Here is a 25449-nt window from a genome sequence, read left to right as displayed (position 1 = left end):
AAGGTGAAAAACGTGAGATTAGATAAATTATTAGCGAATATGGGATATGGAAGTAGAAAAGAAGTAAAGAAATTATTGAAAGATGGCGTTGTGAAAATTGATGGAACGCCAGTAAAAGATGCGAAAGTTCATGTAAATGTAGAAGAGCAAGAAGTTATGATTCACGGTGAAGTTGTGGAATACAAAGAGTTTGTTTACTTAATGATGCATAAACCACAAGGTGTTATTTCAGCGACGGAAGATGATAATCATGAAACAGTAATAGATTTATTAGAATTAGAAGATGCTATCTTTGATCCGTTCCCAGTTGGACGACTTGATATCGATACGGAAGGTTTCTTATTGATAACAAATGATGGGAAGTTATCGCATCAATTATTATCTCCGAAAAAGCATGTGCCGAAAAAATATTATGCACACGTTGCAGGAGTAGTAACAGAAGAGGATGTAAAAGAGTTTGCTAAAGGTGTTATTTTAGACGATGGCTATGAAACAAAGCCAGGTGCACTTACAATATTGAAAAGCGATGATATTTCTGAAATTGAGCTTGTGATTACGGAAGGGAAATTCCATCAAGTGAAGCGTATGTTTGAAGCGGTAGGGAAAAAAGTAGTCTACCTAAAGAGAACAGAGATGGGTCCGTTAGTATTAGATGAGGAACTAGAACTTGGACAATACCGAGAGCTAACAGATGAAGAAGTAGAAATGTTAAAAACATATCAAGTAGATACTGAAAAGTAGTACCTTTATAGGCGCAGAAAAGACCCCTTTCTAATTATTAGAAAGGGGTATGTATTTATTTACCATACAATTATTTTTCGTTATGAGGTCATTCTCACTTTCTTTCCTGTTGTTGTCCACTTACCGCGGCAAGGGCTATACACGAGTTCATTAAACTGCAACACATTTAGATCACGTTGTATCGTTCGCGGTGTGATCCCGAACTCATCTACAAGGTCTTTCGTCGTTACCGTTCCGTTTTCATTGATGTACATATAAATTGATTTAATGCGTGTTAGCATACGAGTAGTTGTAGGTTTCAAGAGAAAACCACTCCTCTACTAGTTTTTTTGACCCCATTCAGGAAAGAAGGTCGTTACTACCATTGTACTCTACATGATAAAATTCATGCTTTAATCTACTTAAATTTTACAGAAATTTAACAAATATTCATATAGAAAAATATTGGTAGTTGACATTGTATATATGGTCAGTCAACTAACACATAAAATTCTACGTAAAACGCCAAATTCCTGCAAATTTTTTTAGAAAAATAAAAGAAAAACTAATGAGAAATATCTGAAATATTACAATTATTCGGTATTTGATTTTCGTGTATGGCATAAGAGATTTCGGTTTGTTATGATGAAAGAAACAATATAGTGAAGGATGGATGCGTGATGTCAGCAATTAATTGGACAGAAGAAGTTGCAAAACGAAAAGATGATTTAATTCGTGATACACAACAATTTTTACAAATTAAAAGTGTATGGGAAGAAGAGTCAGCGAAAGAGGGCGCACCATTCGGTGAAGGTGTAGAAAAAGCTTTATCTTTCATGTTACATAAAGGAGAAAATGAAGGTTTTACTTCTAAAAATTTAGAAGGATATGCAGGTCATCTTGAAATGGGACAAGGAGAAGAGTTAGTAGGTATTCTTTGTCACGTTGACGTTGTACCAGAAGGAGATGGCTGGACAACTCCTGCATATAGTGCAGATATTCGCGACGGAAAGATTTTTGCGCGTGGTGCAATTGACGATAAAGGTCCAACGATGGCAGCATATTATGCGATGAAAATTGTGAAAGAATTAGACTTACCTCTTTCAAAACGTGTTCGTATGATTATAGGAACAGATGAGGAAAGCAATTGGAAATGTGTAGATCACTACTTTAAAAATGAAGAAATGCCAACGATTGGTTTTGCACCAGATGCAGACTTTCCAATTATTAATGCAGAAAAAGGAATTTCTGATATACAAGTTGTGCAAAATGGTAGTGAAGAGAAAAAAGGTACATATGAACTTGTTTCATTTGATTCAGGGCGCCGTTTAAATATGGTCCCTGATTTTGCAGAAGCGGTTATTACAGGAGAAGATGTAAATGCACTTACAGTAGCATATGAAGAGTATTTACAAACTGCTAAAAAAATAGGGAAATCGACTATAGAAGGAAATACAGTGAAGTTGCAAATAGAAGGAATTTCAGCGCACGGATCTACTCCTGAAAAAGGAGAAAATGCAGGTTTATTATTAGCAAACTTCTTAACTACAGTTTCACTTGATGGAAAAGCAACTGCATTTGTGACATTTTCAACAGAAACATTTACTGGTGATATTTTTGGTGAAAAAGCTACTATTGCTTATAAAGATGAAATTAGCGGTCCGTTAACAGTGAATGTCGGTCGCATTTCTTATACGAAAGAAAACGGTGGTAACTTAGGGCTAAACGTACGTTACCCAGTTACAACTAACTTTGAAGAAACAATTGTGAAGTTGAAAGAATATGTTGGTACGCATGGTTTTGAAGTGGCTGACTATTCTAATTCTCGCCCACATCACGTCGATAAAAATCACGTATTAATCCGTACGTTACAACGTGTGTATGAAGAACAAACGGGTGAAAAACCAGAACTATTAGCAATCGGCGGCGGTACTTATGCTCGTTCATTAAAAGCTGGTGTGGCATTTGGCCCGCTGTTCCCTGGAAAAGAAGAACTTGCGCATCAAAAAGATGAGTATATCGAAATTGAAGACTTATTAAAAGCAACAGCAATTTACGCGCAAGCAATTCATGAATTAGCGAAGTAATGGATATATAAATAATGTCCGCTCTCTATTTTGGAGAGCGGCTTCTTTTTACCTGAATGAGATAAGAAAGAAAAGCAACAATAGAAAGAAGGAGAAGATGTACATGGAACTGCATTATTTTGTCGCAATTACGTTACCGAATCATATAAAAGAAATGCTGTCTAACTATAAAGAGGACATGCAAGAGGAATTGCAATTTCGTTCATGGGTACATAAAGAAGACTATCATATTACCCTTTCATTTTTAGGGAGTGCAACGGAGGAACAGTTAGAGGGAATAAAGAATGGATTACAAACAATTGCAGAAACAAAAGAACTATCGTTCACGTTACAAGGTTTTTCAACGTTTGGTAGGGAAGATCAGCCCCGTATTTTTTGGGCGAAGGTAAGTGAAAATCACGATTTGTTTCAGTTGCAAAAGCAAATACATGCCATTTGTGAAGAAAATGGATTTTCTCTAGAAACACGCCCGTATCACCCGCATATTACCGTTGCTCGTAAATGGATAGGAGAAGAAAAGTTCGATTTAGAACTTATAAAAGAAGTGCCTAAAATATCATTTCAAGCAGATACAATTACTTTATACGAATCCCACGTGAAAGAAACCCCGAAGTATAAATCGATTGCTGAAATAAAATTACAAAAATAGAATGTTGAAAACGTTTTTTATGCAGGTGAATATACTATAGAGAAGAATGGAGTTACTGTATAGAGTCTTGTTGATAAGAAAAGTCTTATCATTTGCAGCTCATTTTATCTCGCCTAATTGGTGAAGGCTAATAATAAGTGAGGATCGAAAAGTTTTCTCGCTCATTAAAGTTTCACTTTATTTTAACTTTGAGAATGATGGTGATTTTTTTATGTTGAAAGTAAAACGTCCATTTGATGCCTATTTAGATGAAATGAATAAAATTACAATTTTGCTCCCACATGCGTATGGAACAAGTCGGACATTTCGTTTGCAAGAAGGAAGTAATGTGAAAGATTTACCGATTGCTCATACTATTGCGCTTCCAGATGCAACGAAGTATGAGTGCTTTATAGAAGAGCCGCTAGATGTGGGGAAGTATTATACAGTACGAGATGAACGGAATGAAGAAACTGATTTACAAATAGGTGCTGTTATTCGAACGACAATTTTCGATGAAAAGTATTATTACGAAGGTACAGATTTAGGTGCTGTGTATCAAAAAGAAGAAACGACATTTAAAGTATGGGCCCCAACTGCAAGGCTTGCGAAAGTAAGAATTTATAAGAGTGATAAAGAATATATCGATCATGAAATGTACAGGGGAGAAAACGGAGTTTGGATTCAAACATTACAAGGTGATTTAGACGGAGCACGCTATACATTTCTTGTTTGTATTAATTTAATATGGAACGAAGCTGTGGATCCTTATGCAAAGTCGGTGACGGTAAACGGAAAACACGGTGTTGTTATCGATTTAGAAAAAACGAATGTAACAAGACGAGAGGGATTACCAACATTACAATCAATGACAGATGCCATATTGTATGAACTGCATATTCGTGATGCGACTATACATCAAAATAGTGGAGTAATTCAAAAGGGAACATATAAAGGATTGATGGAGGATGGAACAACAGGACGGAACGGGGCGTTAACAGGGTTGTCTCATATAAAAGATTTAGGTGTTACACATGTTGAACTATTACCTTTATATTGTTTCGGTGGTGTAGATGAGGCGAATCCTTCATCCGCCTATAATTGGGGATATAATCCATTATATTACAATGCACCAACAGGATTTTATGCTACAAACCCCTCTGATCCGTATAACAGGATAGTTGAGTGTAAACAACTAATCGAAACATTTCATGAACAAGGTATTAGGGTGATTATAGATGTTGTATATAATCATGTTTATGAAAGAGAGCTATCATCATTTGAGAAGCTTGTTCCAGGATATTATTTTCGTCATGGTGAAGATGGTATGCCTTCTAATGGGACGGGAGTTGGAAATGATATAGCATCTGAACGGAAAATGATGAGGAAATTCATTGTAGAGTCTATTTTATATTGGCTTACTGAATACAATGTCGATGGATTCCGATTCGACTTAATGGGAATTTTAGATGTTGATACAATGAATATGATAGAAAAAGAAGTGCGAAACATAAAACGAGATGCTTTGTTATTAGGGGAAGGATGGGATTTACAAACACCGCTTCCTGCCAAAGAAAAAGCAACGTTAAATAATGCGAAGAAAATGCCACATATCGCGCAGTTTAATGATCAATTTCGTGATGGGATAAAAGGGAGTACATTTCATATAAATAAGCGTGGTTTTGCATTTGGTGGGCATGTAGACTGTAACCATTTGCAGTATATTGCAGCAGGAAGTCTTTTAAGTATGAAAGAAACGGGGCTGTTTCTAGAGCCGGCGCAAAGCATTAACTATGTAGAATGTCATGATAATATGACGATGTGGGATAAACTAGTGCGCAGTAATGAAGAATCAGAAGCGATTTTGAAAAAACGTCACCTGTTGGCGAGCGCGATGGTTATTCTTTCACAAGGCATTCCTTTCTTACACGCAGGGCAGGAGTTTTATCGTACGAAGAAAGGAAATGAAAATAGTTATAATGCAAATGATGAGATCAATCAATTAGATTGGGATCAAAAAGAGAAAGAGATAGAGACCGTTAACTATATAAAAGGTTTAATTGCGATTCGTAAAGAGCATGGGGCATTCCGATTACAAAACGCAGACCTTATAAAAAAACATATGACTTTTTTACAAACATCTACAGAAGTACTTGCATATCATCTAGAGCATGCAGAATCGTTTGGGCCGTGGAAAGAGATTGTCGTCTTATTTAATAGCTGTTTAGAAGCCAAAACTGTGCAGCTTCCGAAAGAAGCAACGTGGCATGTGTTAGTAAACGAAAACGAAGCGAAAATAGAGCCAATTTCTTCATTTAGAGGAAAGGAACTTAAGCTGGCTCCAATTAGCACGTATATATTGACGATAATGTGACAAATCGCTACTTGACGATGAGAATGTAATAAATGTAGAATTGACAAAGGTGACGATTTTGATAAGTTGTCATTCTATGACAGGTTTTGTAAAATAAAATAGAGGATTTTTGGCTTAGGCTAATTTTTCTTTTCATTTACAGTAAAATATATGAATCCACAACATATGTAGAAATGTTGCGGTTTTTCTTTTCATAACTATAAAAGATAAGGATTTGTTAACGGGTAATGAATATGGAATGGTTGGAACAATTATTAGGAAAAGAGTGGAGTCTTGTACCGGCTGGTGGAGTAACGGGCGATGCATATATTGCGCAAAACGGACAACAGAAGTTATTTTTAAAGCGGAATACATCGCCCTTTTTAGCGGTATTGTCAGCAGAAGGAATTGTTCCAAAATTACTTTGGACAAGAAGGGTAACGAATGGTGATGTAATTTCTGCTCAAAAATGGCTTCCGGGACAGAAGCTAGAGCCAGAGGATATGAAACTAGAACGTGTTGCGAAACTTTTGAAGAAAATACACTCCTCTAAAGCGCTTGTACAGATGATTCAAAGACTTGGGAAGCAGCCGCTTCACGCACAAGAGTTATTACAACAGCTGCAACTCGTTTTAAGAGGAGATATAAGGGATGATGAAACAATTCAGCAAGGCCTTCAATATTTAATGGATTCATTAAAAGCTATTGAATACAATGAATTCGTTGTATGCCATTGTGATGTAAACCATAACAACTGGCTATTGTCAGATGAAGATGAGTTGTTTTTAATTGATTGGGATGGAGCTGTAATTGCTGACCCAGCTCTAGACCTCGGTATGTTATTATATTGGTACATTCCGCGCCAGGAGTGGAGTGAGTGGCTCGGTTATTATGATATTGAAATGGATGAATCGCTGCTTAGGCGTATGAGATGGTATGTGATAGCACAAACGATTTTGTCTATTCAATGGCACACAACAAAAAAGCAGCAAGCAGAAGCTGAATATTGGCATCAATATTTACAGCAACTACTTGCTTCAGAATAATACTTAAGAAAAATTGTCCATTCCAGCAATCCACTGAGTAAGTTGTTCTTGATTATTGGAAATATGGTTGTCCAAATTAGAGGAAGATTTACCCGATTGACTATAAGAATATACATCGTTTAGCATTGCTTTAGCGTCACTACTTATATTATCGTTTGCGAGTAACGATTGAATGAGGCGCTCTAATTGCTCGCATTCTGAAACTGTCCCGCAACAATCACTTTGGTGGTTGACTAAAATATCTTTCAGCACTTCTAATTGATGTTGTTGATTAATTGGCATGAACGGATCATCCTTTCGATTGTTTTTCTCTTCAAATGTAAGAGAAAAAGCTGTTTCGTCATGGAATGTTTAATGCTGTATGTAGTTTTTATCAAAATGGTACATCTTATACTTGAAAGAAACGGACCGAGTGCTCGTACGTACTTGGTTTTTTGTTTGGTAGATTGATTAAAAAAGAAAGAAGGAATTATTCCTTTAAAATAGCTATGTAAAGAGAGGGAAACATCTATGCGTTTAAGACATAAACCGTATGCAATGGATCGAATTAATGAATATTCACATATCGTAATCGGAAACCCAGAGGAGCGCGCTGGTAGCTGGAAAGAAGTATTTGGAAACGAACAACCAATTCACATTGAAGTAGGTACAGGTCGTGGCCGCTTCATGTATGATATGGCAAAAGCGAATCCACATATTAATTATATTGGAATTGAAAAATTCACAAGTGTTGTTGTAGATGCACTTGATAAATTAATTGAAGAAGAATTACCAAACTTAAAGTTAATTAATAAAGATGCTGAAGATTTAACAGTTTTCTTTGCGAAAGGTGAAATTGATCGCGTTTATTTAAACTTCTCAGATCCATGGCCAAAGAAACGTCATACGAAACGTCGTTTAACGTATAAAACATTTTTACGTAATTACGAAGAAGTATTAGTAGAAGGCGGAGAAATTCATTTCAAAACAGATAACCAAGGTCTATTTGAATATTCTCTTATGAGTATGGCTGAGTATGGTATGTTACTAACGTACTTAAGCTTAGATCTTCATAACAGCGACTTTGAAGGTAACATCATGACTGAATACGAAGAGAAATTCTCTAGTAAAGGTCATCGTATTTACCGAGTTGAAGCAAAATATCGTACAGAGCCTATGCAGTAATGCATAGGTTTTTTTACAGCTAAAATAATCAGAATTTTATGTTAAGATTAATTGAAAGGGGGATGTGTAATGGAACAGTTACAAATTGGAGATATAAAAGTAACGTGGTTAAAAGGCGGGAATACACATTTAGATGGAGGAGCAATGTTTGGTGTTGTGCCGAAAGTACTTTGGTCACGTAAATATAAACATAATGACACAAATCATATTTATTTACGAACAGATCCGTTACTTTTGCAAACGAAAGACGGAAATATGCTCATTGATTCCGGGATAGGAAACGGTAAGTTGAATGAGAAGATGAAACGAAATCAAGGTGTAACAGAAGAATCATCGGTTTATGAATCATTAGAAAAATTAGGATTAAAGCCTGAAGATATCGACTACGTCTTGATGACACATCTTCATTTTGATCATGCATCTGGTCTAACAAAATGGGAAGATGATCACCTTGTACCAGCATTTCCAAATGCGAAAGTTTACGTAAGTGAAACAGAATGGAATGAAATGAGGAATCCAAACATTAGATCACGTAATACATATTGGAAGGAAAATTGGGAGCCAATTGTAGATCAAGTTGTTACGTTCCAGCAAGAAATAGAAATTACAGATGAAATCAAGATGGCGCATACGGGTGGTCATAGTGATGGACATGCAGTTATTGCTTTGGAGAGTCAAGGGGAAACGATGCTACACTTAGCAGACCTATTGCCGACGCACGCGCATCAAAATGTATTATGGGTAATGGCATACGATGATTATCCGATGACATCAATTGAAAATAAGCAAAAGTGGATGAAGTATGGTGCTGAAAAAGAGGCGTGGTTTACGTTTTATCATGACGCATATTATCGCGCTGTGAAGTGGAATGAGGAAGGCCATATTGTAGAAAAGATAGAGAGAAAAACGAGTATAGAAGCATAGAAAGAGGAGGTTGTTCCATCATATTTATTGGAGCAGCTTCTTTTTTATTGTCGGGTTTTGTCGGTAAGTCGATATAATTGGGAAATCGCCGATATAATTTGAGTTGCGCCGATATAATTGAGGAATCGCTGATATAAAACGAGTTGCGCCGATATATTCGAAAAATCGCTGATATAATTTTAATCAATAGCCGCAATTTCAAAAAAATAAGAGGTTCACCTAATGGGAACCCTCCTTTTTATGCTGCTATAACCTCTAAAACAGTACCTGTTTTAGCATCAACTAAAAATTCAAATCGTTCTTGTATATCATCTAACATTGTTGTAAGACCGCCGCGATAAACTTCATATGCGACATCATATTTTTCAAATGTCTCTGGAACCATATGTACCCAAGAGCCAGTAATTTCACCTTTATGACTTAATGCTTGTTTGACCATTTTCAATGCTTTTTCTGAAGAAATATGGGATTGTTCTTGTACTTTGTTTGCAACGAGATAACCAGCTGCGAACCCAACGCCAAGACCTGCTACTAAACCTTTCCAGCTCATATATTCACCTCAATTCTATAAAATAAAAATAGTGTACCGATAATAATTATAAAGCAAATACAGCTAAAAAAGAAGAAACTAGAAACATTTCGAAAATTTCGTTACAATAAAAGAGGTATTCTACTAAGGTTTGAAAGAAGGGGACTTCGTGAATAAAGAGACATTACAATTATTTCGTACGTTAACAGAATTACAAGGTGCATCAGGTTTTGAACATGATGTACGCCGTTTTATGAAACAAGAATTAAGCAAATATGCGGATGAAATTGTACAAGACGGTTTAGGGAGCGTATTTGGTCTGAAAAAAGGGGACGAAACTGGCCCGCGTGTTCTTGTAGCAGGTCATATGGATGAAGTAGGTTTCATGATTACGCAAATTACGAAAAACGGAATGCTTCGTTTTCAAACGTTAGGCGGATGGTGGAGTCAAGTTCTATTAGCACAGCGTGTACAAGTTATGACGAAGAATGGTCCTGTTATTGGGGTTGTTGGTTCTATTCCTCCTCATTTATTAAGTGACGCGCAACGTGCAAAACCGATGGATATAAAAAATATGTTAATTGATATAGGTGCAGATAGTTATGAAGATGCGATTGAAATTGGTGTAAAACCAGGACAACAAATCGTGCCGATTTGCCCATTCACGCCGATGGCAAACGAAAAGAAAATTATGGCGAAAGCTTGGGACAACCGTTACGGATGTGGCCTTGCAATCGAATTGTTAAAAGAATTAAAAGATGAAACATTACCAAACACATTATACTCTGGTGCTACTGTACAAGAAGAAGTAGGTCTCCGCGGAGCACAAACAGCTGCCAATATGATTCAACCAGACATTTTTTATGCGCTTGATGCAAGTCCAGCAAACGATGCATCTGGTGACAAAACGCAGTTCGGTCAATTAGGAAAAGGTGCTCTTCTTCGTATTTATGATCGCACGATGGTAACACATAGAGGAATGCGCGAATTCATTTTAGATACAGCAGAAACAAACAACATTCCGTACCAATACTTTATTTCACAAGGTGGTACAGATGCGGGCCGTGTACATACAAGTAACTCTGGTATCCCATCAGCAGTAATTGGTGTTTGTGCACGCTACATCCATACACATGCTTCAATTTTACATGTTGATGATTATGCAGCGGCGAAAGAATTAATTACGAAGCTTGTAAGAACAACAGATAAAACGACGTTAGAGACAATTAAGAATAACGCGTAGAGAGAAGGGCTGAAGAGCCTTTCTTTTTTTGGCTTGAATAGATGACCCATCCATGTGTGGGAGCGGTCAGTGCCTAATTGGTGCTCGCATGATGTATTAAGACCCTGGATAGGAAAAGAGAGGAAGGCTGTTTTTGTGTTCGAGGACGGTAATGGTGAGGAAATCCACCTTCTTTTTTAGGTTGAATAGGTGCCACGGTGATGTATGGTAGTGATTGATGTTTAATTTAAGTAGAACGAAATGATGAATTTTTATAGAGGTGAACGAAATGAAAGTAGTAGTAGGGTCAAAGAATAAAACGAAGGTTGGGGCTGTGGAGAAGGTTTGGAAAGATGCTGAAATTACATCTCTTTCTGTTCCATCAGGAGTATCAGCTCAGCCTTTCTCAGATGAAGAGACGATGGAAGGAGCGATTAATAGAGCGAAGCGAGCGCTAGAGGAAGGAGAAGCTCCAATTGGTATTGGGCTAGAAGGCGGTGTAATGAAAACGGAGCACGGTTTATTTATGTGTAACTGGGGCGCGCTAGCAACAAGTGATGGGAAAGTATTTGTGGCCGGAGGAGCGCGTATTACGTTACCAGACGATTTTTTAGCACCTCTTGAAGATGGTAAAGAATTAAGCGAAGTGATGGAAGAGTTTGTGCAGCGAAAAGATATTCGTAGTCACGAAGGTGCGATCGGTATTTTTACAGATGATTATGTCGACCGCACGGAATTATTTGTACACGTTGTTAAGTTGTTAGTTGGGCAATATAAGTATGACAAAAAGCAAGCATAAACCTTGCACCGTGCGCGATGTATGGTAGTATAAAAGAAAGATTATAACATGAAAAATGCACTCGTTAGAGGAGGAAATATAGATGAAGTCATTAGAAAGCATGGAGCAATTCCAAGATTTAAAAAATGAAGAGAATGTAGTCTTTATGTTCTCAGCAGAATGGTGCCCAGACTGCCGCTTTGTAGACCCATTTATGCCAGAAGTAGAAGAGAAATATAGTGATTTCTCATTTTACTATGTAGATCGCGATGAGTTTATTGATCTATGTGTAAAATTAGACGTATTTGGCATTCCGAGCTTTGTAGCGTACAATAAAGGTGAAGAAACTGGTCGCTATGTAAACAAAGATCGTAAAACACAAGAACAAATCGAAGAGTTTATTGAAGGTTTAAAATAAGGCAATTTGCCAATTGAATTGTAAAACAACCTCTACCTTCGCGGGGGAGGTTATTTTTTTGGAAGGGAGGAAAAAGAGATGAAGATGACAAGTAAAAAGATGAAAGATGAGTTAATAAAGAAATTATCTCGCCCAGAATGGGACTTTCAGTATGATAGTGAGAAAGAAGTTTTACGTATTGAACAAAAAGACTCCAAAAAAGGTATTAACGTATCGCTTCCAGGAGTTGTGGCAAAATGGGAAGTGAACAAAGAAAAGGCAATTGAAGAAGTTGCTTATTACGTACAAGAAGCGCTAATTGCGATGCATAAAGAAGAAAATAGCGGAGCGAAAATTTTACCTGTTATTCGCTCTACTTCTTTCCCGAAACAAGCAGAAGAAGGAAATCCGTTTATTATGACGGATCATACGGCGGAAACACGTATTTACTATGCGTTAGATTCGAATAAAACGTATCGACTAATTGATGAGCGTCTATTACAAAAATTAGAACTTACAGAACAGCAAGTGCGTGAAATGGCATTATTCAACGCACGCTCGTTAGGTTATGAATTTAAACAAGACACAGTAGCGGGTAATACATTCTACTTTTTAAACACAAATGATGGGTATGACGCGACTCGTATTTTAAACGAATCGTTACTACAATCGATGCGTGAAAAGATTTCTGGTGACATGGTTGTTGCTGTTCCTCACCAAGATGTATTAATTATTGCTGATATCGTCAACGAAATCGGTTATGATATTATTGCACAAATGACAATGAAATTTTTTGCCGAAGGGCATGTTCCGATTACATCACTTTCATTCGTATATGAAGATGGAGAATTTGAACCAATCTTTATTTTAGCGAAAAATCGGAAGAAGACAGATGGAAAAGAGAAAGGATGAACGAAGTGAACGTTTTTTACAACCTTGAAGGAATTGGTGACACTTTAATTGTTGCCTTACAAGATATTACTTTAGAGAACCGTACTTTTGATCGCAAAGGAGATGTTGCACGCGTATACGATCGTGAAAGCAACGAGACAGCAGGATTCAACATCTTTAATGCATCTTCTTACTTAGAAGTAAAAGAAACAGGAAACCTTACATTAACGAAAGAGCTTGTAGAGAAAATCAACGAAATTTTAGCGAAGAATGGCTTTGAAGAAACAGTAGAAGCAGATCTTTCTCCGAAATTTGTTGTAGGCTATGTAGCTGAAAAAGAAAAGCATCCAAATGCTGATAAGCTAAACATCTGTAAAGTAGAAATCGGTACAGAAACATTACAAATCGTATGTGGCGCACCAAACGTTGATGCAGGACAAAAAGTTGTCGTTGCAAAAATTGGTGCTGTAATGCCAAGCGGTATGTTAATTAAACCAGCAGAACTTCGCGGTGTTCCTTCTTCTGGAATGATCTGCTCTGCACGTGAATTAGAGCTTCCAGATGCTCCACAAGAAAAAGGTATTCTTGTATTAGAAGATAGCTTTGAAGTTGGACAAGAGTTTAAATTTTAATTGATATAAGAAAAGAGAGGTTGTCCTTTTGGACAACCTCTCTTTTTTTGCGTTCTTTGTCGGTAAATCGAAATTCGTGTTGAATCGTTGATATATTGAGAGTTGTGATAGATATATTTAAAAAAATCGTTAATATGATAAGGATGTCACCTTTTTTCTTAAAATCTATATTGTATTTTATAAACAAACTAGTTAAAATTTAGAAAAATATAAGGGGATAGACGTATGAAACAACAACTAAAAATCGCAGAACTTCTAAAACGAATTGAAACTTCAAAACAGCAAGATGTTGAGCTAGGTACTTATGAAATATATGTGTTTAGTGAAAGTGAATTAGAAAAAGGACAAATCGGTTATCGATATGATAAACATAAAAATTCATTAATAAGTGAAGAAAACGGAAAGTGGCAAGAAGGATGGATTACAATTGGATATGAAACGGATATGGGCGATCCAGTTTTCGTAAATATAGATGATGACGCTTATCCGGTTTATACTGCAGAACGTGGTACAGAAAAATGGCAGCCAGTTTATATTGGAAATATGGATGAGATTATAGGGCAATTATAAGAAAAACTTTGAATCCGGTGCAAAGTGATGGGAGAGAAGTATGAAGTATATAAAAATAATGAGCATGATTGCATTCATTGGAATATATATGGCCGGTTGTTCACAAGAGCAGCCGAAAAAAGAAACTACATCTTCTATACAAGAGAAAAACAAAGATACCAATGAAGACGCACCGGTAGAAAAGCAGCAAGAACAAGAAAAGAATGAAGAGTCACAAGCAATTCAAACGAATGAGCAAGTAGAACATAAGCAAGAGGAAGTATCATCTGAGGAAAAGAAAGAAGAAACTACGCCAGTGCAGCCAACTGAGCAACCAGTGCAAAATAATGAACAAAAAGTAGAGAGTAATGAAAAACAAGAGAAGTTTCTCGTCGTTATTGATCCAGGGCATCAACAAAAAGCGAATTTAAATTTAGAGCCGATTGGACCAGGGGCAACAACGCAAAAATATAAAGTGACAGACGGTACAACAGGTGTTGTGACGAAAAAGAGAGAGGCTGTACTTGTATTAGAAATGGCTTTTTTATTAAAAGAAAAGCTTGAAGCAAAAGGGATACAAGTATTAATGACGAGAACATCACAAGACGTTGATATAAGTAATAAAGAACGGGCGACATTCGCAAATAATCATAAGGCTAATTTATTTTTACGTCTTCATGCAGATGGTTCTGAAAATCCAAACCAAAGTGGATTTGCTGTATTGACGCCGGCAGAAGGAAGTCCGTATACGAGAGAGATTTATGCGGAAAGTCTTCAAATCTCTCAAATGATTGTAAATAAAATGAGGGAGAACCAGCAAGTAAAAGTAAATGGAATTAAATTTCGGGATGATCTTTCTGGATTTAATTGGGCAAAGGTTCCTGGTGTGTTATTAGAACTTGGGTTTATGTCAAACCATGAAGAAGATAAAAAATTATCTGACCCGCAGTATGTAAATTCTTTATTGCAAAGTGTAACGGATAGTATAGATGTATATCGGAAGAGTAAAGCTTAAGCGCAGTCTTACATGAAAGGCTGCGTTTTTCTATATGAAACACTCGTAAATTAGAATATTGTGGATAAATATGACATGCTTAATTTTACCTGCACTTTTTGCCGAATGCTGATACAATAAAGGATGTTACTATTTAGTAGAAAGAGTGGTAAGCATGTTAGATTGGATGAAAAAGCTGTTTAACAAAGAGGAAGAACAAACAGCGATGAATAAAGAAGTACCAAAGCAAATTGAAAGTCAGCCGAAAATTCCTCGTGTAAACCACTACACTGAAGCAAGAGAAGCACAAATGGCAAGTAGGAATGCAGGTAAATGCCGTTTTCCTTTAGTACCGGATAATGGGTTCGATGAAGAGGATGAAAGCGAAGTAAATCGCTTCGAAGAACAACCTGTTCAAGGAGTAACATATGAAGAACCGACTGCCCAAAGAGGAATAAAGGTGGAAAGAAGCAGACGACCGTATGTGGAAAAGGTAGTTTCTACATATGAAGAGCCGGAAGTGCAATATGAACCGGTGCGGGAGTCTGTCGTTAAAAAGGCATCTGTACCTTCGCAAGAGAGTAACCGTAGACCATTTCGTCCAACAGAAATGATTTCGCCAATTTATGGATATAATCGTCCTTCAGTAGAGAAAAAGAAAGAAAAGCAGGAGGAAGTAAAGGAAAGAGAAGACCTTGAAATATCTGTAGAGGGTAAATCAGTCGTTGATGCATGGTTAGAGAAAAAAGGATATACATTATCTGATTTCTCGGAAGGACAAGCACCAACTTCTTCTAGTCATAGAGCTGCTAACCAGCATGGAGAGCAACAATATGAAGAGAATAAAAAGGAAGAAAAGTCAGTAGTTGATCAATGGCTAGAGAAAAACGGTTATGAAATTGAACGCCAAGTGCCTTTAGTAGAAGAAAAAGAAGTGATTCAAGAAATGAGTACACCGCAGGAAGTTTCAGCGGATGAATTACTTCATAAAACAGTAGCTGAGCAGATGGAAAGTGCTAAGCTAGAAAAAGATGTAGTGGTGTTAAACGAAAACAATCTACAAGAAGAATTAGTAGCTTCTAAAGTAGAGCACGAGGATACAATATTATCAGAAGAAATTAAACGTAATACAGAAATAAAACAACCTACTATTGAAGTAGAAAAGCAAGCTCCAGAAGAATCAGTGATTGTCAAAGCAGAAGAAAAACTTGAAGAAACAATCATTGTGGAAATACCAGAAGAAGTGTCAAAAGTAGAAGTAATTGCAGAAACGGAAGAGTTTGAAGAAGTAGTTATGGAAACAGAGGCACCTGAAGAAGTGGAAGTAATTGCGGAAACAGAAGAGTCAGAAGAAGCTGAAGTAGTTATGGAAACAGAGGCACCTGAAGAAGTGGAAGTAATTACAGAAACAGAAGAGTCAGAAGAAGTGGAAGTAATTACAGAAACAGAAGAGTCAGAAGAAGTGGAAGTAATTACAGAAACAGAAGAGCTAGAAGAAGCTGAAGTAATTGCGGAAACAGAAGAGTCAGAAGAAGCTGAAGTAATTGCGGAAGCAGAAGAGTCAGAAGAAGCTGAAGTAATTACAGAAGCGGAAGAAACAGAAGAAGTAGAAGTAATTGCGGAAGCAGAAGAGTCAGAAGAAGCTGAAGTAATTACAGAAGCAGAAGAGTCAGAAGAAGTGGAAGTAATTGCGGAAACGGAAGAAACAGAGGAAGTGGAAATAATTGCGGAAGCAGAAGAGTCAGAAGAAGTGGAAGTAATTGCGGAAGCAGAAGAGTCAGAAGAAGTAGAAGTGATTGCAGAAATAAACGCGCCTGTAGTAGAGACATTTGTAGCACTTGAGGACATTCAGCAAGAAGATGAAGCAATTGAACAAAAGAATGAATTCATACATGTTGCTGAGGCTGATGAACAAACGAAGAAAGATGTTCAAAGCTTTGCGGATGTTTTAATTGCAGAAGAACAACCAGTTGCAGAGGAAGCACGGATTGCAGAAGAACAGCCAACTGCCGAGGAAACACCGGTCGTAGAAGAACAACCAGTTGTACAAAAAGAAGAACCAAAACGTGAGAAAAAGCGTCATGTACCATTTAATGTTGTTATGTTGAAACAAGATAGAACACGATTAATGGAAAGACATGCAGCTAGAGCAAATGCAATGCAGCCTTCTGCTAATGTACGAGTAGAGAATAAGCCAGTACAACAAGAGGTAGCAGAACCACAAGTGGAAGAACGCCCAGTGCAGCAAGTAGTAGCAGAGCCACAAATGGAAGAACGTCCAGTGCAACAAGAGGTAGCAGAACCACAAGTGGAAGAGCAACCAGTGCAGCAAGTAGTAGCAGAGCCACAAATGGAAGAACAATCAATACAGCAAGTAGTGGTAGAGCAAGTACAAAAGCCAATTTCAAGTACGGAAGTACAAGAGAAAGCATATGTTGTAAATCAAAGAGAGAACGATATGCGAAATGTATTGCATACACCACCGACATATACTGTTCCACCATTAGCGCTGTTGTCGATTCCACAGCAATCAGCGTTAGATAATACAGAATGGTTAGAGGAGCAGAAAGAATTATTAGATACAACGTTTAATAATTTTCACGTTGGAGCACATGTTATTAATGTATCGCAAGGGCCAGCGGTAACTCGTTTTGAAGTACAGCCAGACCCAGGTGTGAAAGTAAATAAAATTACAAACTTAAGTGATGATATTAAGTTAAGTTTAGCTGCGAAAGATATTCGTATTGAAGCGCCGATTCCAGGGAAGAGTGCAATTGGAATTGAAGTTCCAAATAAAGAAAGTAAGCCGGTATTTCTTCGCGAAATTTTAAGAAGTCCTGTATTCACAAAGAGTGAATCACCGCTTACTGTTGCGCTTGGACTTGATATTTCAGGGGATCCAATTGTAACGGATATTCGAAAAATGCCACATGGACTTATTGCGGGTGCAACCGGTTCTGGTAAAAGTGTGTGTATTAACGCCATTTTAACGAGCATTTTATATAAAGCGAAACCACATGAAGTGAAGTTAATGTTAATCGATCCGAAGATGGTTGAGCTTGCACCATACAATTCTGTTCCGCATCTTGTAGCACCTGTTATTACGGATGTAAAAGCAGCAACAGCTGCATTAAAATGGGCAGTTGAGGAAATGGAACGCCGTTATGAATTGTTTGCACACGCAGGTGCTCGTGATTTAACTCGCTACAATACGATTGTAAGTGAGCGAGAAATTCCAGGAGAGACATTACCTTATATCGTTATTGTCATTGACGAGTTAGCCGATTTAATGATGGTAGCACCTGGTGATGTTGAGGAAGCGATTTGTCGTATTGCGCAAAAAGCACGTGCTTGTGGTATTCATTTATTAGTAGCGACGCAGCGTCCATCTGTAGATGTTATTACAGGTTTAATTAAGTCAAACATTCCAACGCGTATTGCGTTTACTGTATCATCTCAAGTTGATTCGCGTACGATTATTGATATTGGGGGCGCGGAGAAATTACTTGGCCGTGGTGATATGTTATTCTTAGGGAACGGTACATCTAAGCCAGTTCGTGTACAAGGTGTATATGTATCGGATGATGAGATTGAAAAAACAGTTGATCATGTGAAAAAGCAAATGAAGCCGAATTACTTATTTAAGCAAGAGGATTTATTAGCGAAAACAGAACAAGCTGAGTCAGAAGACGAATTGTTCCTTGATGCATGTCAATTTGTTGTAGAACAAGGGGGAGCGTCCACATCTTCTGTACAGCGAAAATTCCGCATCGGTTATAATCGCGCGGCACGTCTCATTGAAGAGATGGAATCGCAAGGGATTATTTCTGAAGGTAGAGGAACGAAACCGAGAGATGTCCTTATTTCTGAGGATGAATTTGCCGCTATGCAGGAAACAAATGTATAGTAAAAGGTTTTGCTGTATACTAAGAGAAAATGTTGGATAGTAAAGTAGGGAGTAAAGCGACATGAAAGAAATTGAATTAAAATTAAAAGGTGAAATAAATAGACTAACAAATAAAACATTTAAATTTGACGAACGTGTTGGAGAAGGTTGGTTCTCTGCCGTTTACTTTTTAAAAACTAGAGAAATCATCGAAGAATTTCGCCCGAAAAGTGTTGTAACGATGCAATTTTTCCAAAAGGAAAATGCAGTTCTTTGCGGAACGGATGAAGTAATTGCATTGCTACAAACATTCGCTAAAAATCCTGAGGAACTTGAAATTAACTCTTTAAAAGATGGCGATAAAATTAGTCCATTTGAAACAGTGTTAACAATTCATGGTCCTTATGAAAATTTCGGATTTTTAGAAGGTGTCATTGATGGGATTTTAGCTCGTCGTACATCGGTTGCGACAAACGTATATAACGTTGTCCAAGCTGCGCGTAGCGTAGATAAAGAAAAACCAGTTATTTTCATGGGAGATCGTGACGATCATTATACACAACAAGCTGGTGACGGTTATGCAGCATACATCGGAGGTATGAGCGCACAAGCGACGCATGCGATGAATGAATGGTGGGGCAAAAGTGGTATGGGGACGATGCCTCACGCATTAATTCAAATGTTTAATGGTGATGTTGTAGAAGCTGCAAAAGCATATCATAAGAAATTCCCAGAAGATGAATTAGTTGTATTAATTGATTACAACAATGATGTCATTACAGATGCACTTCGCGTAGCGCGTGAATTTGGATCAACATTAAAAGGTGTACGTGTAGATACGTCCCGCACGATGATTGATCAATACTTCATTCGCCACCCAGAAGTACTTGGAACATTCGATCCACGTGGTGTAAACCCATCGCTTGTATTCGCACTTCGTAAAGCACTTGATGAAGAAGGATTCCAGCATGTAGACATCGTTGTAACTGGTGGATTTGATGAGAAGCGTATTCGTGAATTTGAAGCTCAAAACGTACCTGTTGACATATACGGGGTAGGAAGTAGCTTATTAAAAATGAATATTGGCTTTACTGGTGATAACGTAGAATTAAATGGAAAACCAGAAGCGAAAGCTGGTCGTAAATATCGTCCAAACCCACGTTTAGAGCGTGTTCAATTAGAAAAAAGAGAAGAGATGTAAAAGAGAGAAAAACTGATAGGTGATTGACCCTATCAGTTTTTCTGTTATCATAGTATAGCGGCTTCTTTTTTGCTATAATGGACTTGTTATAGACATATAAAGAAGTACGTACGAGTTTATCCTGATAAGTGAAGGGAAAGAATAACTTCACTACATCAAAAATGTATGATGATTACCAAAATAAGAAAAGATTCATATACTGTCTTATAGATAGGCCGTTGTATTAGTTCGAAATGTTGGAGGTTCTTTAAGATGACAGTTTACCATTTTGTAGGAATTAAAGGAACAGGAATGAGTTCATTAGCGCAAATTCTTCATGATATGAAGCATACTGTTCAAGGGTCTGATTATGAAAAGCGTTTCTTTACACAAACAGCGTTGGAAAAGCGTAGTATCTCGATCCTTCCTTTTGATAAGAATAATGTAGAAGAAGGACAAGTGATTATTGCAGGAAATGCATTTCCTGATACGCATGAAGAAATCGTAGCAGCAAAAGAATTAAACATCCCAGTCCATCGTTACCATCATTTCTTAGGTGACCTGATGAACCAATACACAAGTGTTGCTGTAACTGGTGCACATGGAAAAACATCAACAACTGGTTTGTTAGCCCATGTAATGCAAGGTGCACACCCTACATCTTACCTTATTGGAGATGGAACAGGGCATGGGGTAGAAAATAGTAAGTATTTTGTATTTGAAGCTTGTGAGTATCGTCGTCATTTCTTGTCTTATAATCCAGACTATGCAATTATGACGAATATTGATTTTGATCATCCAGATTATTTTGCAGACATCAATGATGTATTCAGTGCATTCCAAGAGATGGCATTGCAAGTGAAAAAAGGCATTATTGCATGTGGAGATGATGAAGAACTTCAAAAAATTCAAGCGAAAGTACCTGTTATTTTCTATGGATTTGGAGAAGATAATGATTTCCAAGCACGCAACATCCAAAAGAGAACAGATGGCACGATATTCGATGTATTCGTTCGTAACACGTACTATGATACGTTCAAAATTACAGGATACGGCAATCACAGCGTATTAAATGCGTTAGCAGTAATCGCGCTTTGCCATTATGAAAATGTTGATGTAGAAGCAGTTAAGCATCAGCTAACAACTTTTGAAGGCGTAAAACGTCGCTTTAATGAAAAACCGATGGGAGAGCAAGTAATCATCGATGACTACGCACACCATCCGACAGAGATTAATGCAACGATTGAAGCAGCTCGTCAAAAACATCCAGAGCGTGAAATTGTCGCTGTATTCCAGCCACACACATTTTCACGTACAGAAAAGTTCTTAGATGAGTTCGCTGAAAGCTTAAGCAAAGCTGACCAAGTATATTTATGTGATATTTTCGGATCAGCACGTGAAAACAAAGGTGAATTAACAATTGAAGATCTGCAAAAGCGTATTGACGGTGCAGAACTAATTACAGATACAACAACGGATGTATTAAAGAAACATAAAAACGGCGTTCTAATTTTCATGGGCGCAGGTGACATCCAAAAATTCGAAGCAGCCTATGTAAAAGAAGTTCAAGTTGCAGAGAAATAATAGAAAAGACGCATAGCTTGACTGTGCGTCTTTTTTTGTTGTCGTGGTTGTGTATTAATGTTGAAACGTCGATATATATGGAGTTGTGTTCGATATATTTCAAAAATCGTTGATATATTGGTACGCGTTTTGAAATGTAAGTGTTAGAATAATAAGAAAACTAAAAAGGGGACTAAAAAACATGTTCACACTCCGAGTAGATGACGAAATCGAACTACAATTATTAGAAAAACATCATAAAGAGGAATTATATCAATTATTAGATCAAAACCGTAATCATTTACGGAAATGGCTCCCTTGGGTAGATGGGACAAAATCTGCTGATGCTTATGATGAGATTTTTCCGATGTGGTTAAAGAAGTTTGCAGAGGGAGATGGTTTTGAAAGTGGCATACGTTACAAAGGAAAGCTCGTTGGGATGGTAGGTATTCATCCAGTGAGCTGGGGGAAGAAAGCGACGAGTCTTGGGTATTATCTTGCAGAAGATGCTGGCGGGAAAGGTATTATGACGCGTAGCGTAAAGGCTGTACTTCACTATGCATTTGAAAATTTAAAGCTGAATAAAATTGAAATTCGTTGCGGTGTTGGAAATGCGAAGAGTCGCGCAATTCCAGAGCGTTTAGGATTTAAGTTAGATGGTATTTTACGAGATGAAGAATGGCTATATGATCATTTTCATGATATCGCTGTATATAGTTTACTAGCTTCAGAATGGAAAGAGATTCGATGAACGAGAAGATTTGTATTGTTCCATATGAAGGTACGTTTCAAGAGGAAATTGTAGATCTTATCGTTCATATTCAGCAAAAAGAGTATAATGTTCCCATTACGAAAGAAGAGCAACCTGATTTACTTGAAATAGAAACGTTCTATCAAAAGGATCACGGAAACTTTTGGGTAGCAATTTATGATGGTAAAGTAGTTGGAACAGTAGCTTTATTAGATATTGAGAATCATCAAGTAGCGCTAAGAAAAATGTTCGTACAAAAAGAGTTTCGTGGAAAAGAATGGGGCGCATCATATATGTTGCTTCAAACAGCAATTTCATGGGCTGAGGATAAAAAGTTGAAAGATATTTATTTAGGAACAACAGTAAAATTTTTAGCGGCACATCGTTTTTATGAAAAGAATGGTTTTGAAAGTGTGAGTATAGATGAGTTGCCGAAAAACTTTCCGGTGCTACAAGTAGATAAGAAATTTTATAGGTACATTGTGTAAAAGGTCATTTAGAAATGGCCTTTTTCTATGAACCAAAATGGAAATAGTGGTATAATTTGGATTAGGGGGTGTAGGTATGAACTTTCCAATTCAAAGAAGTAAGTCAGTAGTCATTTTCGTTTGTCTTACGTTAGCTTTTATGTGTATATATCCAATTGTCATGCTTTTCACTAATAGAGCGCATTGGATGTCAGCGTTGATTGGGATGGGTTTATGCTTCCTTGTAAATGTACCACTCGTTTGGGAAGTATTTATTAAAAAACATAAAGTAGAAAATGGTGTATTAAAGTACGGCATTTTAAATGACGATATCGTATTGAAAGAGATAAGAATCATTCGTCAAGTTGGGAAATACCTTGAAATTACGACGAATGCATACAAAGTACATATGGTTGCGATGCCGCAAAATATGAATGAATTTTTGGCGCTTATCGAGAAAGAAAATCCACATGTGAAAATAGAAATGGTAGAGAAGAAATAAAAAAAGCTCGGAGAAAATTCCGAGCGTTTTTATTATTATTTTAAGTTCTCTGGGTTTAAAGCTTCTAATTCAGGTACAACGAAGCGTCCGTCTTTACGGATTAGTACGTCGTCGAAGTAAATTTCGCCACCGCCGTATTCAGGGCGCTGGATGCATACTAAATCCCAGTGAATGTTCGAGTTGTTGCCGTTCCATGCATCGTCGTAAGCTTGTCCAGGAGTGAAGTGGAAGCTGCCATCGATTTTTTCATCGAATAGGATGTCTCCCATTGGATGTAAGATGTATGGGTTTACGCCGATTGCGAACTCACCAACGTAGCGTGCGCCTTCGTCTGTATCGAAGATTTTGTTAATGCGCTCTGTATCGTTTGCAGTTGCTTCAACGATTTGACCATTCTCAAACTTAAGTTGTACATTTTCAAATGTATAACCGTTGTAAGGAGATGGTGTGTTGTAAGAAACTGTACCGTTAACAGAATCACGAACTGGTGCAGAGTATACTTCACCGTCTGGAATGTTTAAATGACCTGAGCATTTAATTGCTGGAATGTCTTTAATAGAGAATGTTAAGTCAGTTCCGGGACCAGTTAAACGAACTTTATCTGTTTTATTCATTAATGTAACAAGGCTATCCATCGCCTTATCCATTTTACCGTAGTCTAAGTTACAAACTTCGAAGTAGAAGTCTTCGAAAGCTTCTGTACTCATTTTAGCAAGCTGTGCCATAGAAGCATTTGGGTAGCGAAGAACAACCCAGCGCGTTTTCGGAACGCGAATGTCTCTATGAACTTTTTTACCAACTGTTTGGCCATGAACTTTCATACGCTCACTTGGAACGTCAGCTTGTTCATTAATATTATCGCCAGAGCGAAGGCCGATATAAGCGTCCATGTCTTTCATTACGCTTGCTTCATATGCAGCGATTTGTTCGAAATGTTCTTCAGTAGCACCCATTAATAAAGAGCGATCTACTTGATGATCTTTTAAAGAGACGAATGGGAAACCACCAGCTGCATATGCTTCTTTTACAAGTGCAGTTACAAGTTCTTTTTGTAAGCCAAAGTTTTCAATTAATACTTTTTCACCTTTTTGTAAGCGGATAGAGTAGTTAATTAAATTGTATGCTAACTTTTCAATACGTGGATCTTTCATATGTAAAGCCTCCCTACTAATTATGTATCCTCTCCTATTGTAACCTACTTAGTGGAATTTGTTGAATGATTTATGTTACAGTTAACGAATAAGTATGAAAATTCTAATGATGAGATAGGGATTAGAATGAAACGGAAAATGATTGTATAATAGGGGAAAGTATGAAAAAGATAAAGGAAGTGATGAAATGCAAGTTCTTTTATATGTAAGTGCGGCTATTATCGCGGTTGCTTTCGCAGTATTAGTAGTGTATGTATGCAGAACGTTGTTATCGGTTCAGAAGACGTTAGAAAACGTTGCAAGCACGTTAGAAGGTTTAGAAAAACAAATGCAAGGAATTAGCGTAGAGACAGAGCAATTATTACATAAGACGAATGCGTTAGCTGATGATATTCAACAGAAGTCACAGTCATTAAATAAAGTGGTAGCGGGTGTAGATGGGATTGGAACGACAATCCAATCTTTAAATACGAAGCTTCGTAATGTATCAGACTCTGTAACGGATGAAATTGAAAATAACGCTGATAAAGTAGCGCAAGTTGTACAGTGGAGCAGTGCGGCGATTGAAGTATACAATCATTACCGTGCGTCGAGACAAGAGAAGAAGGTTGAAAAAGAAGAGCGTAAATTAGAAAGAATTGAGAAAAAAGCTGAAAAGAAAGAGAAGCGCTCTAGATTTCGTATGAGAGGTGAATCGTGATGAATATGACAAAACTTGAAACAATTGAAGAGCTTGAAGTCTTAGTAGAAAAGAATGAGCCGTATGTTCTTTTTAAACATAGTACGACATGCCCGATTAGTCACGGTGCATACACAGAATTTCAAGCGTATTGCAGTGAAGAAAGAGCGGTACCAGCGTATTACTTATACGTACAAGACGCGAGAGATGTGTCGAATCGTGTTGCAGAACAGTACAGCATTAAACATGAATCTCCGCAAGTGTTATACATAAAAGATGGGATCGTAGTATGGAATACGTCTCATTGGAACATTAAAAAAGACGCTTTAGAAGAGAATATTAAGTAAAAAGAAGCA

The 25449-nt window shown here is 37.3% G+C and carries 26 protein-coding genes; 22 read left to right on the top strand and 4 right to left on the bottom strand.

All coding sequences use genetic code 11. The features are described 5' to 3' along the window. The first annotated feature begins 12 nt into the window (after positions 1-12). Positions 13-741, top strand: coding sequence for a pseudouridine synthase (locus AXW78_RS22700; RefSeq protein WP_001234947.1), 729 nt, complete (start codon positions 13-15; stop codon positions 739-741). 80 nt (positions 742-821) lie between these two features. On the opposite strand, the gene AXW78_RS22695 is transcribed toward AXW78_RS22700, so the two are convergent. Next, positions 822-1043 carry a DeoR family transcriptional regulator gene (locus AXW78_RS22695; protein ID WP_000805512.1) on the bottom strand — a complete coding sequence of 74 codons (222 nt, stop codon included), beginning with the start codon at positions 1041-1043 and terminating at the stop codon, positions 822-824. 357 nt (positions 1044-1400) lie between these two features. Between AXW78_RS22695 and pepV the strand changes: the two genes are divergently transcribed. The 4 genes from pepV to AXW78_RS22675 all read left to right on the top strand — a co-directional run bounded on the left by pepV (position 1401) and on the right by AXW78_RS22675 (position 6834). Then, positions 1401-2807, top strand: a complete 1407-nt coding sequence (gene pepV / locus AXW78_RS22690) for a dipeptidase PepV (RefSeq protein ID WP_061884681.1) — start codon at positions 1401-1403, stop codon at positions 2805-2807. A gap of 103 nt (positions 2808-2910) precedes the next feature. Continuing rightward, a complete protein-coding gene (thpR, locus tag AXW78_RS22685; protein ID WP_000418983.1) occupies positions 2911-3456 on the top strand; it encodes an RNA 2',3'-cyclic phosphodiesterase in 546 nt (181 codons plus the stop codon). Positions 3457-3667: 211 nt separating this feature from the next. Further along, complete coding sequence (gene pulA, locus AXW78_RS22680) at positions 3668-5809, top strand: type I pullulanase (protein ID WP_000921760.1); 2142 nt, start codon at positions 3668-3670, stop codon at positions 5807-5809. 227 nt (positions 5810-6036) lie between these two features. Then, positions 6037-6834, top strand: a complete 798-nt coding sequence (locus AXW78_RS22675) for a phosphotransferase family protein (protein ID WP_001986674.1) — start codon at positions 6037-6039, stop codon at positions 6832-6834. 3 nt (positions 6835-6837) lie between these two features. On the opposite strand, the gene AXW78_RS22670 is transcribed toward AXW78_RS22675, so the two are convergent. Continuing rightward, positions 6838-7116 (bottom strand): YtzH-like family protein, encoded by a 279-nt coding sequence (locus tag AXW78_RS22670; RefSeq protein ID WP_001122234.1) that lies wholly within the window; start codon positions 7114-7116, stop codon positions 6838-6840. 228 nt (positions 7117-7344) lie between these two features. Between AXW78_RS22670 and trmB the strand changes: the two genes are divergently transcribed. Together trmB and AXW78_RS22660 are read left to right on the top strand one after the other, a co-directional pair. Beyond that, positions 7345-7998: a tRNA (guanosine(46)-N7)-methyltransferase TrmB gene (gene trmB / locus AXW78_RS22665; RefSeq protein ID WP_001239385.1), complete on the top strand. Its 654-nt coding sequence runs from the start codon at positions 7345-7347 to the stop codon at positions 7996-7998. A gap of 69 nt (positions 7999-8067) precedes the next feature. Next, complete coding sequence (locus AXW78_RS22660; RefSeq protein WP_061884680.1) at positions 8068-8922, top strand: YtnP family quorum-quenching lactonase; 855 nt, start codon at positions 8068-8070, stop codon at positions 8920-8922. Between the two features lie 238 nt (positions 8923-9160). Here AXW78_RS22660 and AXW78_RS22655 read toward each other — a convergent pair whose 3' ends face one another. Beyond that, the gene (locus tag AXW78_RS22655) at positions 9161-9472 is read right to left on the bottom strand and encodes a PepSY domain-containing protein (RefSeq protein WP_000118541.1); all 312 of its coding nucleotides are present in this window, start codon (positions 9470-9472) and stop codon (positions 9161-9163) included. Positions 9473-9620: 148 nt separating this feature from the next. On the opposite strand from AXW78_RS22655, the gene AXW78_RS22650 reads away from it, so the two are divergent. The 13 genes from AXW78_RS22650 (at position 9621) to AXW78_RS22590 (ending at position 23263) form a co-directional block, all read left to right on the top strand. Further along, positions 9621-10694, top strand: a complete 1074-nt coding sequence (locus AXW78_RS22650; protein ID WP_001031508.1) for a M42 family metallopeptidase — start codon at positions 9621-9623, stop codon at positions 10692-10694. Positions 10695-10962: 268 nt separating this feature from the next. Further along, positions 10963-11472: a DUF84 family protein gene (locus tag AXW78_RS22645; RefSeq protein ID WP_000869936.1), complete on the top strand. Its 510-nt coding sequence runs from the start codon at positions 10963-10965 to the stop codon at positions 11470-11472. Positions 11473-11554: 82 nt separating this feature from the next. Next, a complete protein-coding gene (locus tag AXW78_RS22640; RefSeq protein WP_000838187.1) occupies positions 11555-11869 on the top strand; it encodes a thioredoxin family protein in 315 nt (104 codons plus the stop codon). Between the two features lie 78 nt (positions 11870-11947). Next, entirely contained in the window at positions 11948-12760 is an 813-nt protein-coding gene (locus AXW78_RS22635; RefSeq protein WP_000784588.1) for a DUF1444 domain-containing protein, read from the top strand. Beyond that, complete coding sequence (gene ytpR / locus AXW78_RS22630; protein WP_001006761.1) at positions 12757-13371, top strand: YtpR family tRNA-binding protein; 615 nt, start codon at positions 12757-12759, stop codon at positions 13369-13371. The genes AXW78_RS22635 and ytpR overlap by 4 nt, the downstream gene beginning before the upstream one ends. Positions 13372-13596: 225 nt before the next feature. Beyond that, positions 13597-13941 (top strand): hypothetical protein, encoded by a 345-nt coding sequence (locus tag AXW78_RS22625; protein WP_000813291.1) that lies wholly within the window; start codon positions 13597-13599, stop codon positions 13939-13941. Positions 13942-13981: 40 nt separating this feature from the next. Next, positions 13982-14935, top strand: a complete 954-nt coding sequence (locus tag AXW78_RS22620) for an N-acetylmuramoyl-L-alanine amidase (RefSeq protein WP_061884679.1) — start codon at positions 13982-13984, stop codon at positions 14933-14935. Between the two features lie 154 nt (positions 14936-15089). Then, a complete protein-coding gene (locus tag AXW78_RS22615; RefSeq protein ID WP_061884678.1) occupies positions 15090-18821 on the top strand; it encodes a DNA translocase FtsK in 3732 nt (1243 codons plus the stop codon). A gap of 61 nt (positions 18822-18882) precedes the next feature. Next, complete coding sequence (locus tag AXW78_RS22610) at positions 18883-20001, top strand: nicotinate phosphoribosyltransferase (RefSeq protein ID WP_000658370.1); 1119 nt, start codon at positions 18883-18885, stop codon at positions 19999-20001. A gap of 252 nt (positions 20002-20253) precedes the next feature. Next, positions 20254-21564 carry a UDP-N-acetylmuramate--L-alanine ligase gene (gene murC / locus AXW78_RS22605; RefSeq protein WP_000219467.1) on the top strand — a complete coding sequence of 437 codons (1311 nt, stop codon included), beginning with the start codon at positions 20254-20256 and terminating at the stop codon, positions 21562-21564. A gap of 181 nt (positions 21565-21745) precedes the next feature. Continuing rightward, a complete protein-coding gene (locus AXW78_RS22600; RefSeq protein ID WP_000494681.1) occupies positions 21746-22294 on the top strand; it encodes a GNAT family N-acetyltransferase in 549 nt (182 codons plus the stop codon). Beyond that, complete coding sequence (locus AXW78_RS22595; RefSeq protein WP_061884677.1) at positions 22291-22782, top strand: GNAT family N-acetyltransferase; 492 nt, start codon at positions 22291-22293, stop codon at positions 22780-22782. Before AXW78_RS22600 ends, AXW78_RS22595 begins: the two co-directional genes overlap by 4 nt. Positions 22783-22858: 76 nt before the next feature. Further along, positions 22859-23263: a PH domain-containing protein gene (locus AXW78_RS22590; protein ID WP_001010624.1), complete on the top strand. Its 405-nt coding sequence runs from the start codon at positions 22859-22861 to the stop codon at positions 23261-23263. A 35-nt stretch (positions 23264-23298) separates the two neighbouring features. On the opposite strand, the gene AXW78_RS22585 is transcribed toward AXW78_RS22590, so the two are convergent. Beyond that, positions 23299-24414, bottom strand: coding sequence for an aminopeptidase (locus AXW78_RS22585; protein ID WP_000654731.1), 1116 nt, complete (start codon positions 24412-24414; stop codon positions 23299-23301). Positions 24415-24601: 187 nt separating this feature from the next. Here AXW78_RS22585 and AXW78_RS22580 point away from each other — a divergent pair, with 187 nt between their 5' ends. Together AXW78_RS22580 and ytxJ are read left to right on the top strand one after the other, a co-directional pair. Continuing rightward, positions 24602-25114 (top strand): DUF948 domain-containing protein, encoded by a 513-nt coding sequence (locus AXW78_RS22580; protein WP_001197720.1) that lies wholly within the window; start codon positions 24602-24604, stop codon positions 25112-25114. Beyond that, a complete protein-coding gene (gene ytxJ / locus AXW78_RS22575) occupies positions 25114-25440 on the top strand; it encodes a bacillithiol system redox-active protein YtxJ (protein WP_001057465.1) in 327 nt (108 codons plus the stop codon). Before AXW78_RS22580 ends, ytxJ begins: the two co-directional genes overlap by 1 nt. Positions 25441-25449: the final 9 nt, after the last annotated feature.

The organism is Bacillus thuringiensis (assembly GCF_001595725.1).
Taxonomy (GTDB): domain Bacteria; phylum Bacillota; class Bacilli; order Bacillales; family Bacillaceae_G; genus Bacillus_A; species Bacillus_A thuringiensis_K.
This window is presented reverse-complemented; position numbering and strand designations above follow the sequence as displayed.

Excerpts from the sequence above, each read along its gene's own strand:
- AXW78_RS22600 (WP_000494681.1), top strand. The coding sequence starts at position 21,746 with ATGTTCACACTCCGAGTAGATGACGAAATCGAACTACAATTATTAGAA.
- AXW78_RS22595 (WP_061884677.1), top strand. The coding sequence starts at position 22,291 with ATGAACGAGAAGATTTGTATTGTTCCATATGAAGGTACGTTTCAAGAG.
- AXW78_RS22610 (WP_000658370.1), top strand. The coding sequence starts at position 18,883 with ATGAAAGAAATTGAATTAAAATTAAAAGGTGAAATAAATAGACTAACA.
- trmB (WP_001239385.1), top strand. The coding sequence starts at position 7,345 with ATGCGTTTAAGACATAAACCGTATGCAATGGATCGAATTAATGAATAT.
- murC (WP_000219467.1), top strand. The coding sequence starts at position 20,254 with ATGACAGTTTACCATTTTGTAGGAATTAAAGGAACAGGAATGAGTTCA.
- AXW78_RS22615 (WP_061884678.1), top strand. The coding sequence starts at position 15,090 with ATGTTAGATTGGATGAAAAAGCTGTTTAACAAAGAGGAAGAACAAACA.
- AXW78_RS22585 (WP_000654731.1), bottom strand. The coding sequence starts at position 24,414 with ATGAAAGATCCACGTATTGAAAAGTTAGCATACAATTTAATTAACTAC.
- thpR (WP_000418983.1), top strand. The coding sequence starts at position 2,911 with ATGGAACTGCATTATTTTGTCGCAATTACGTTACCGAATCATATAAAA.
- AXW78_RS22670 (WP_001122234.1), bottom strand. The coding sequence starts at position 7,116 with ATGCCAATTAATCAACAACATCAATTAGAAGTGCTGAAAGATATTTTA.
- ytpR (WP_001006761.1), top strand. The coding sequence starts at position 12,757 with ATGAACGAAGTGAACGTTTTTTACAACCTTGAAGGAATTGGTGACACT.
- AXW78_RS22635 (WP_000784588.1), top strand. The coding sequence starts at position 11,948 with ATGAAGATGACAAGTAAAAAGATGAAAGATGAGTTAATAAAGAAATTA.
- AXW78_RS22580 (WP_001197720.1), top strand. The coding sequence starts at position 24,602 with ATGCAAGTTCTTTTATATGTAAGTGCGGCTATTATCGCGGTTGCTTTC.
- AXW78_RS22590 (WP_001010624.1), top strand. The coding sequence starts at position 22,859 with ATGAACTTTCCAATTCAAAGAAGTAAGTCAGTAGTCATTTTCGTTTGT.
- ytxJ (WP_001057465.1), top strand. The coding sequence starts at position 25,114 with ATGAATATGACAAAACTTGAAACAATTGAAGAGCTTGAAGTCTTAGTA.
- AXW78_RS22620 (WP_061884679.1), top strand. The coding sequence starts at position 13,982 with ATGAAGTATATAAAAATAATGAGCATGATTGCATTCATTGGAATATAT.
- AXW78_RS22640 (WP_000838187.1), top strand. The coding sequence starts at position 11,555 with ATGAAGTCATTAGAAAGCATGGAGCAATTCCAAGATTTAAAAAATGAA.
- pulA (WP_000921760.1), top strand. The coding sequence starts at position 3,668 with ATGTTGAAAGTAAAACGTCCATTTGATGCCTATTTAGATGAAATGAAT.
- AXW78_RS22660 (WP_061884680.1), top strand. The coding sequence starts at position 8,068 with ATGGAACAGTTACAAATTGGAGATATAAAAGTAACGTGGTTAAAAGGC.
- AXW78_RS22655 (WP_000118541.1), bottom strand. The coding sequence starts at position 9,472 with ATGAGCTGGAAAGGTTTAGTAGCAGGTCTTGGCGTTGGGTTCGCAGCT.
- AXW78_RS22625 (WP_000813291.1), top strand. The coding sequence starts at position 13,597 with ATGAAACAACAACTAAAAATCGCAGAACTTCTAAAACGAATTGAAACT.
- AXW78_RS22675 (WP_001986674.1), top strand. The coding sequence starts at position 6,037 with ATGAATATGGAATGGTTGGAACAATTATTAGGAAAAGAGTGGAGTCTT.
- pepV (WP_061884681.1), top strand. The coding sequence starts at position 1,401 with ATGTCAGCAATTAATTGGACAGAAGAAGTTGCAAAACGAAAAGATGAT.
- AXW78_RS22645 (WP_000869936.1), top strand. The coding sequence starts at position 10,963 with ATGAAAGTAGTAGTAGGGTCAAAGAATAAAACGAAGGTTGGGGCTGTG.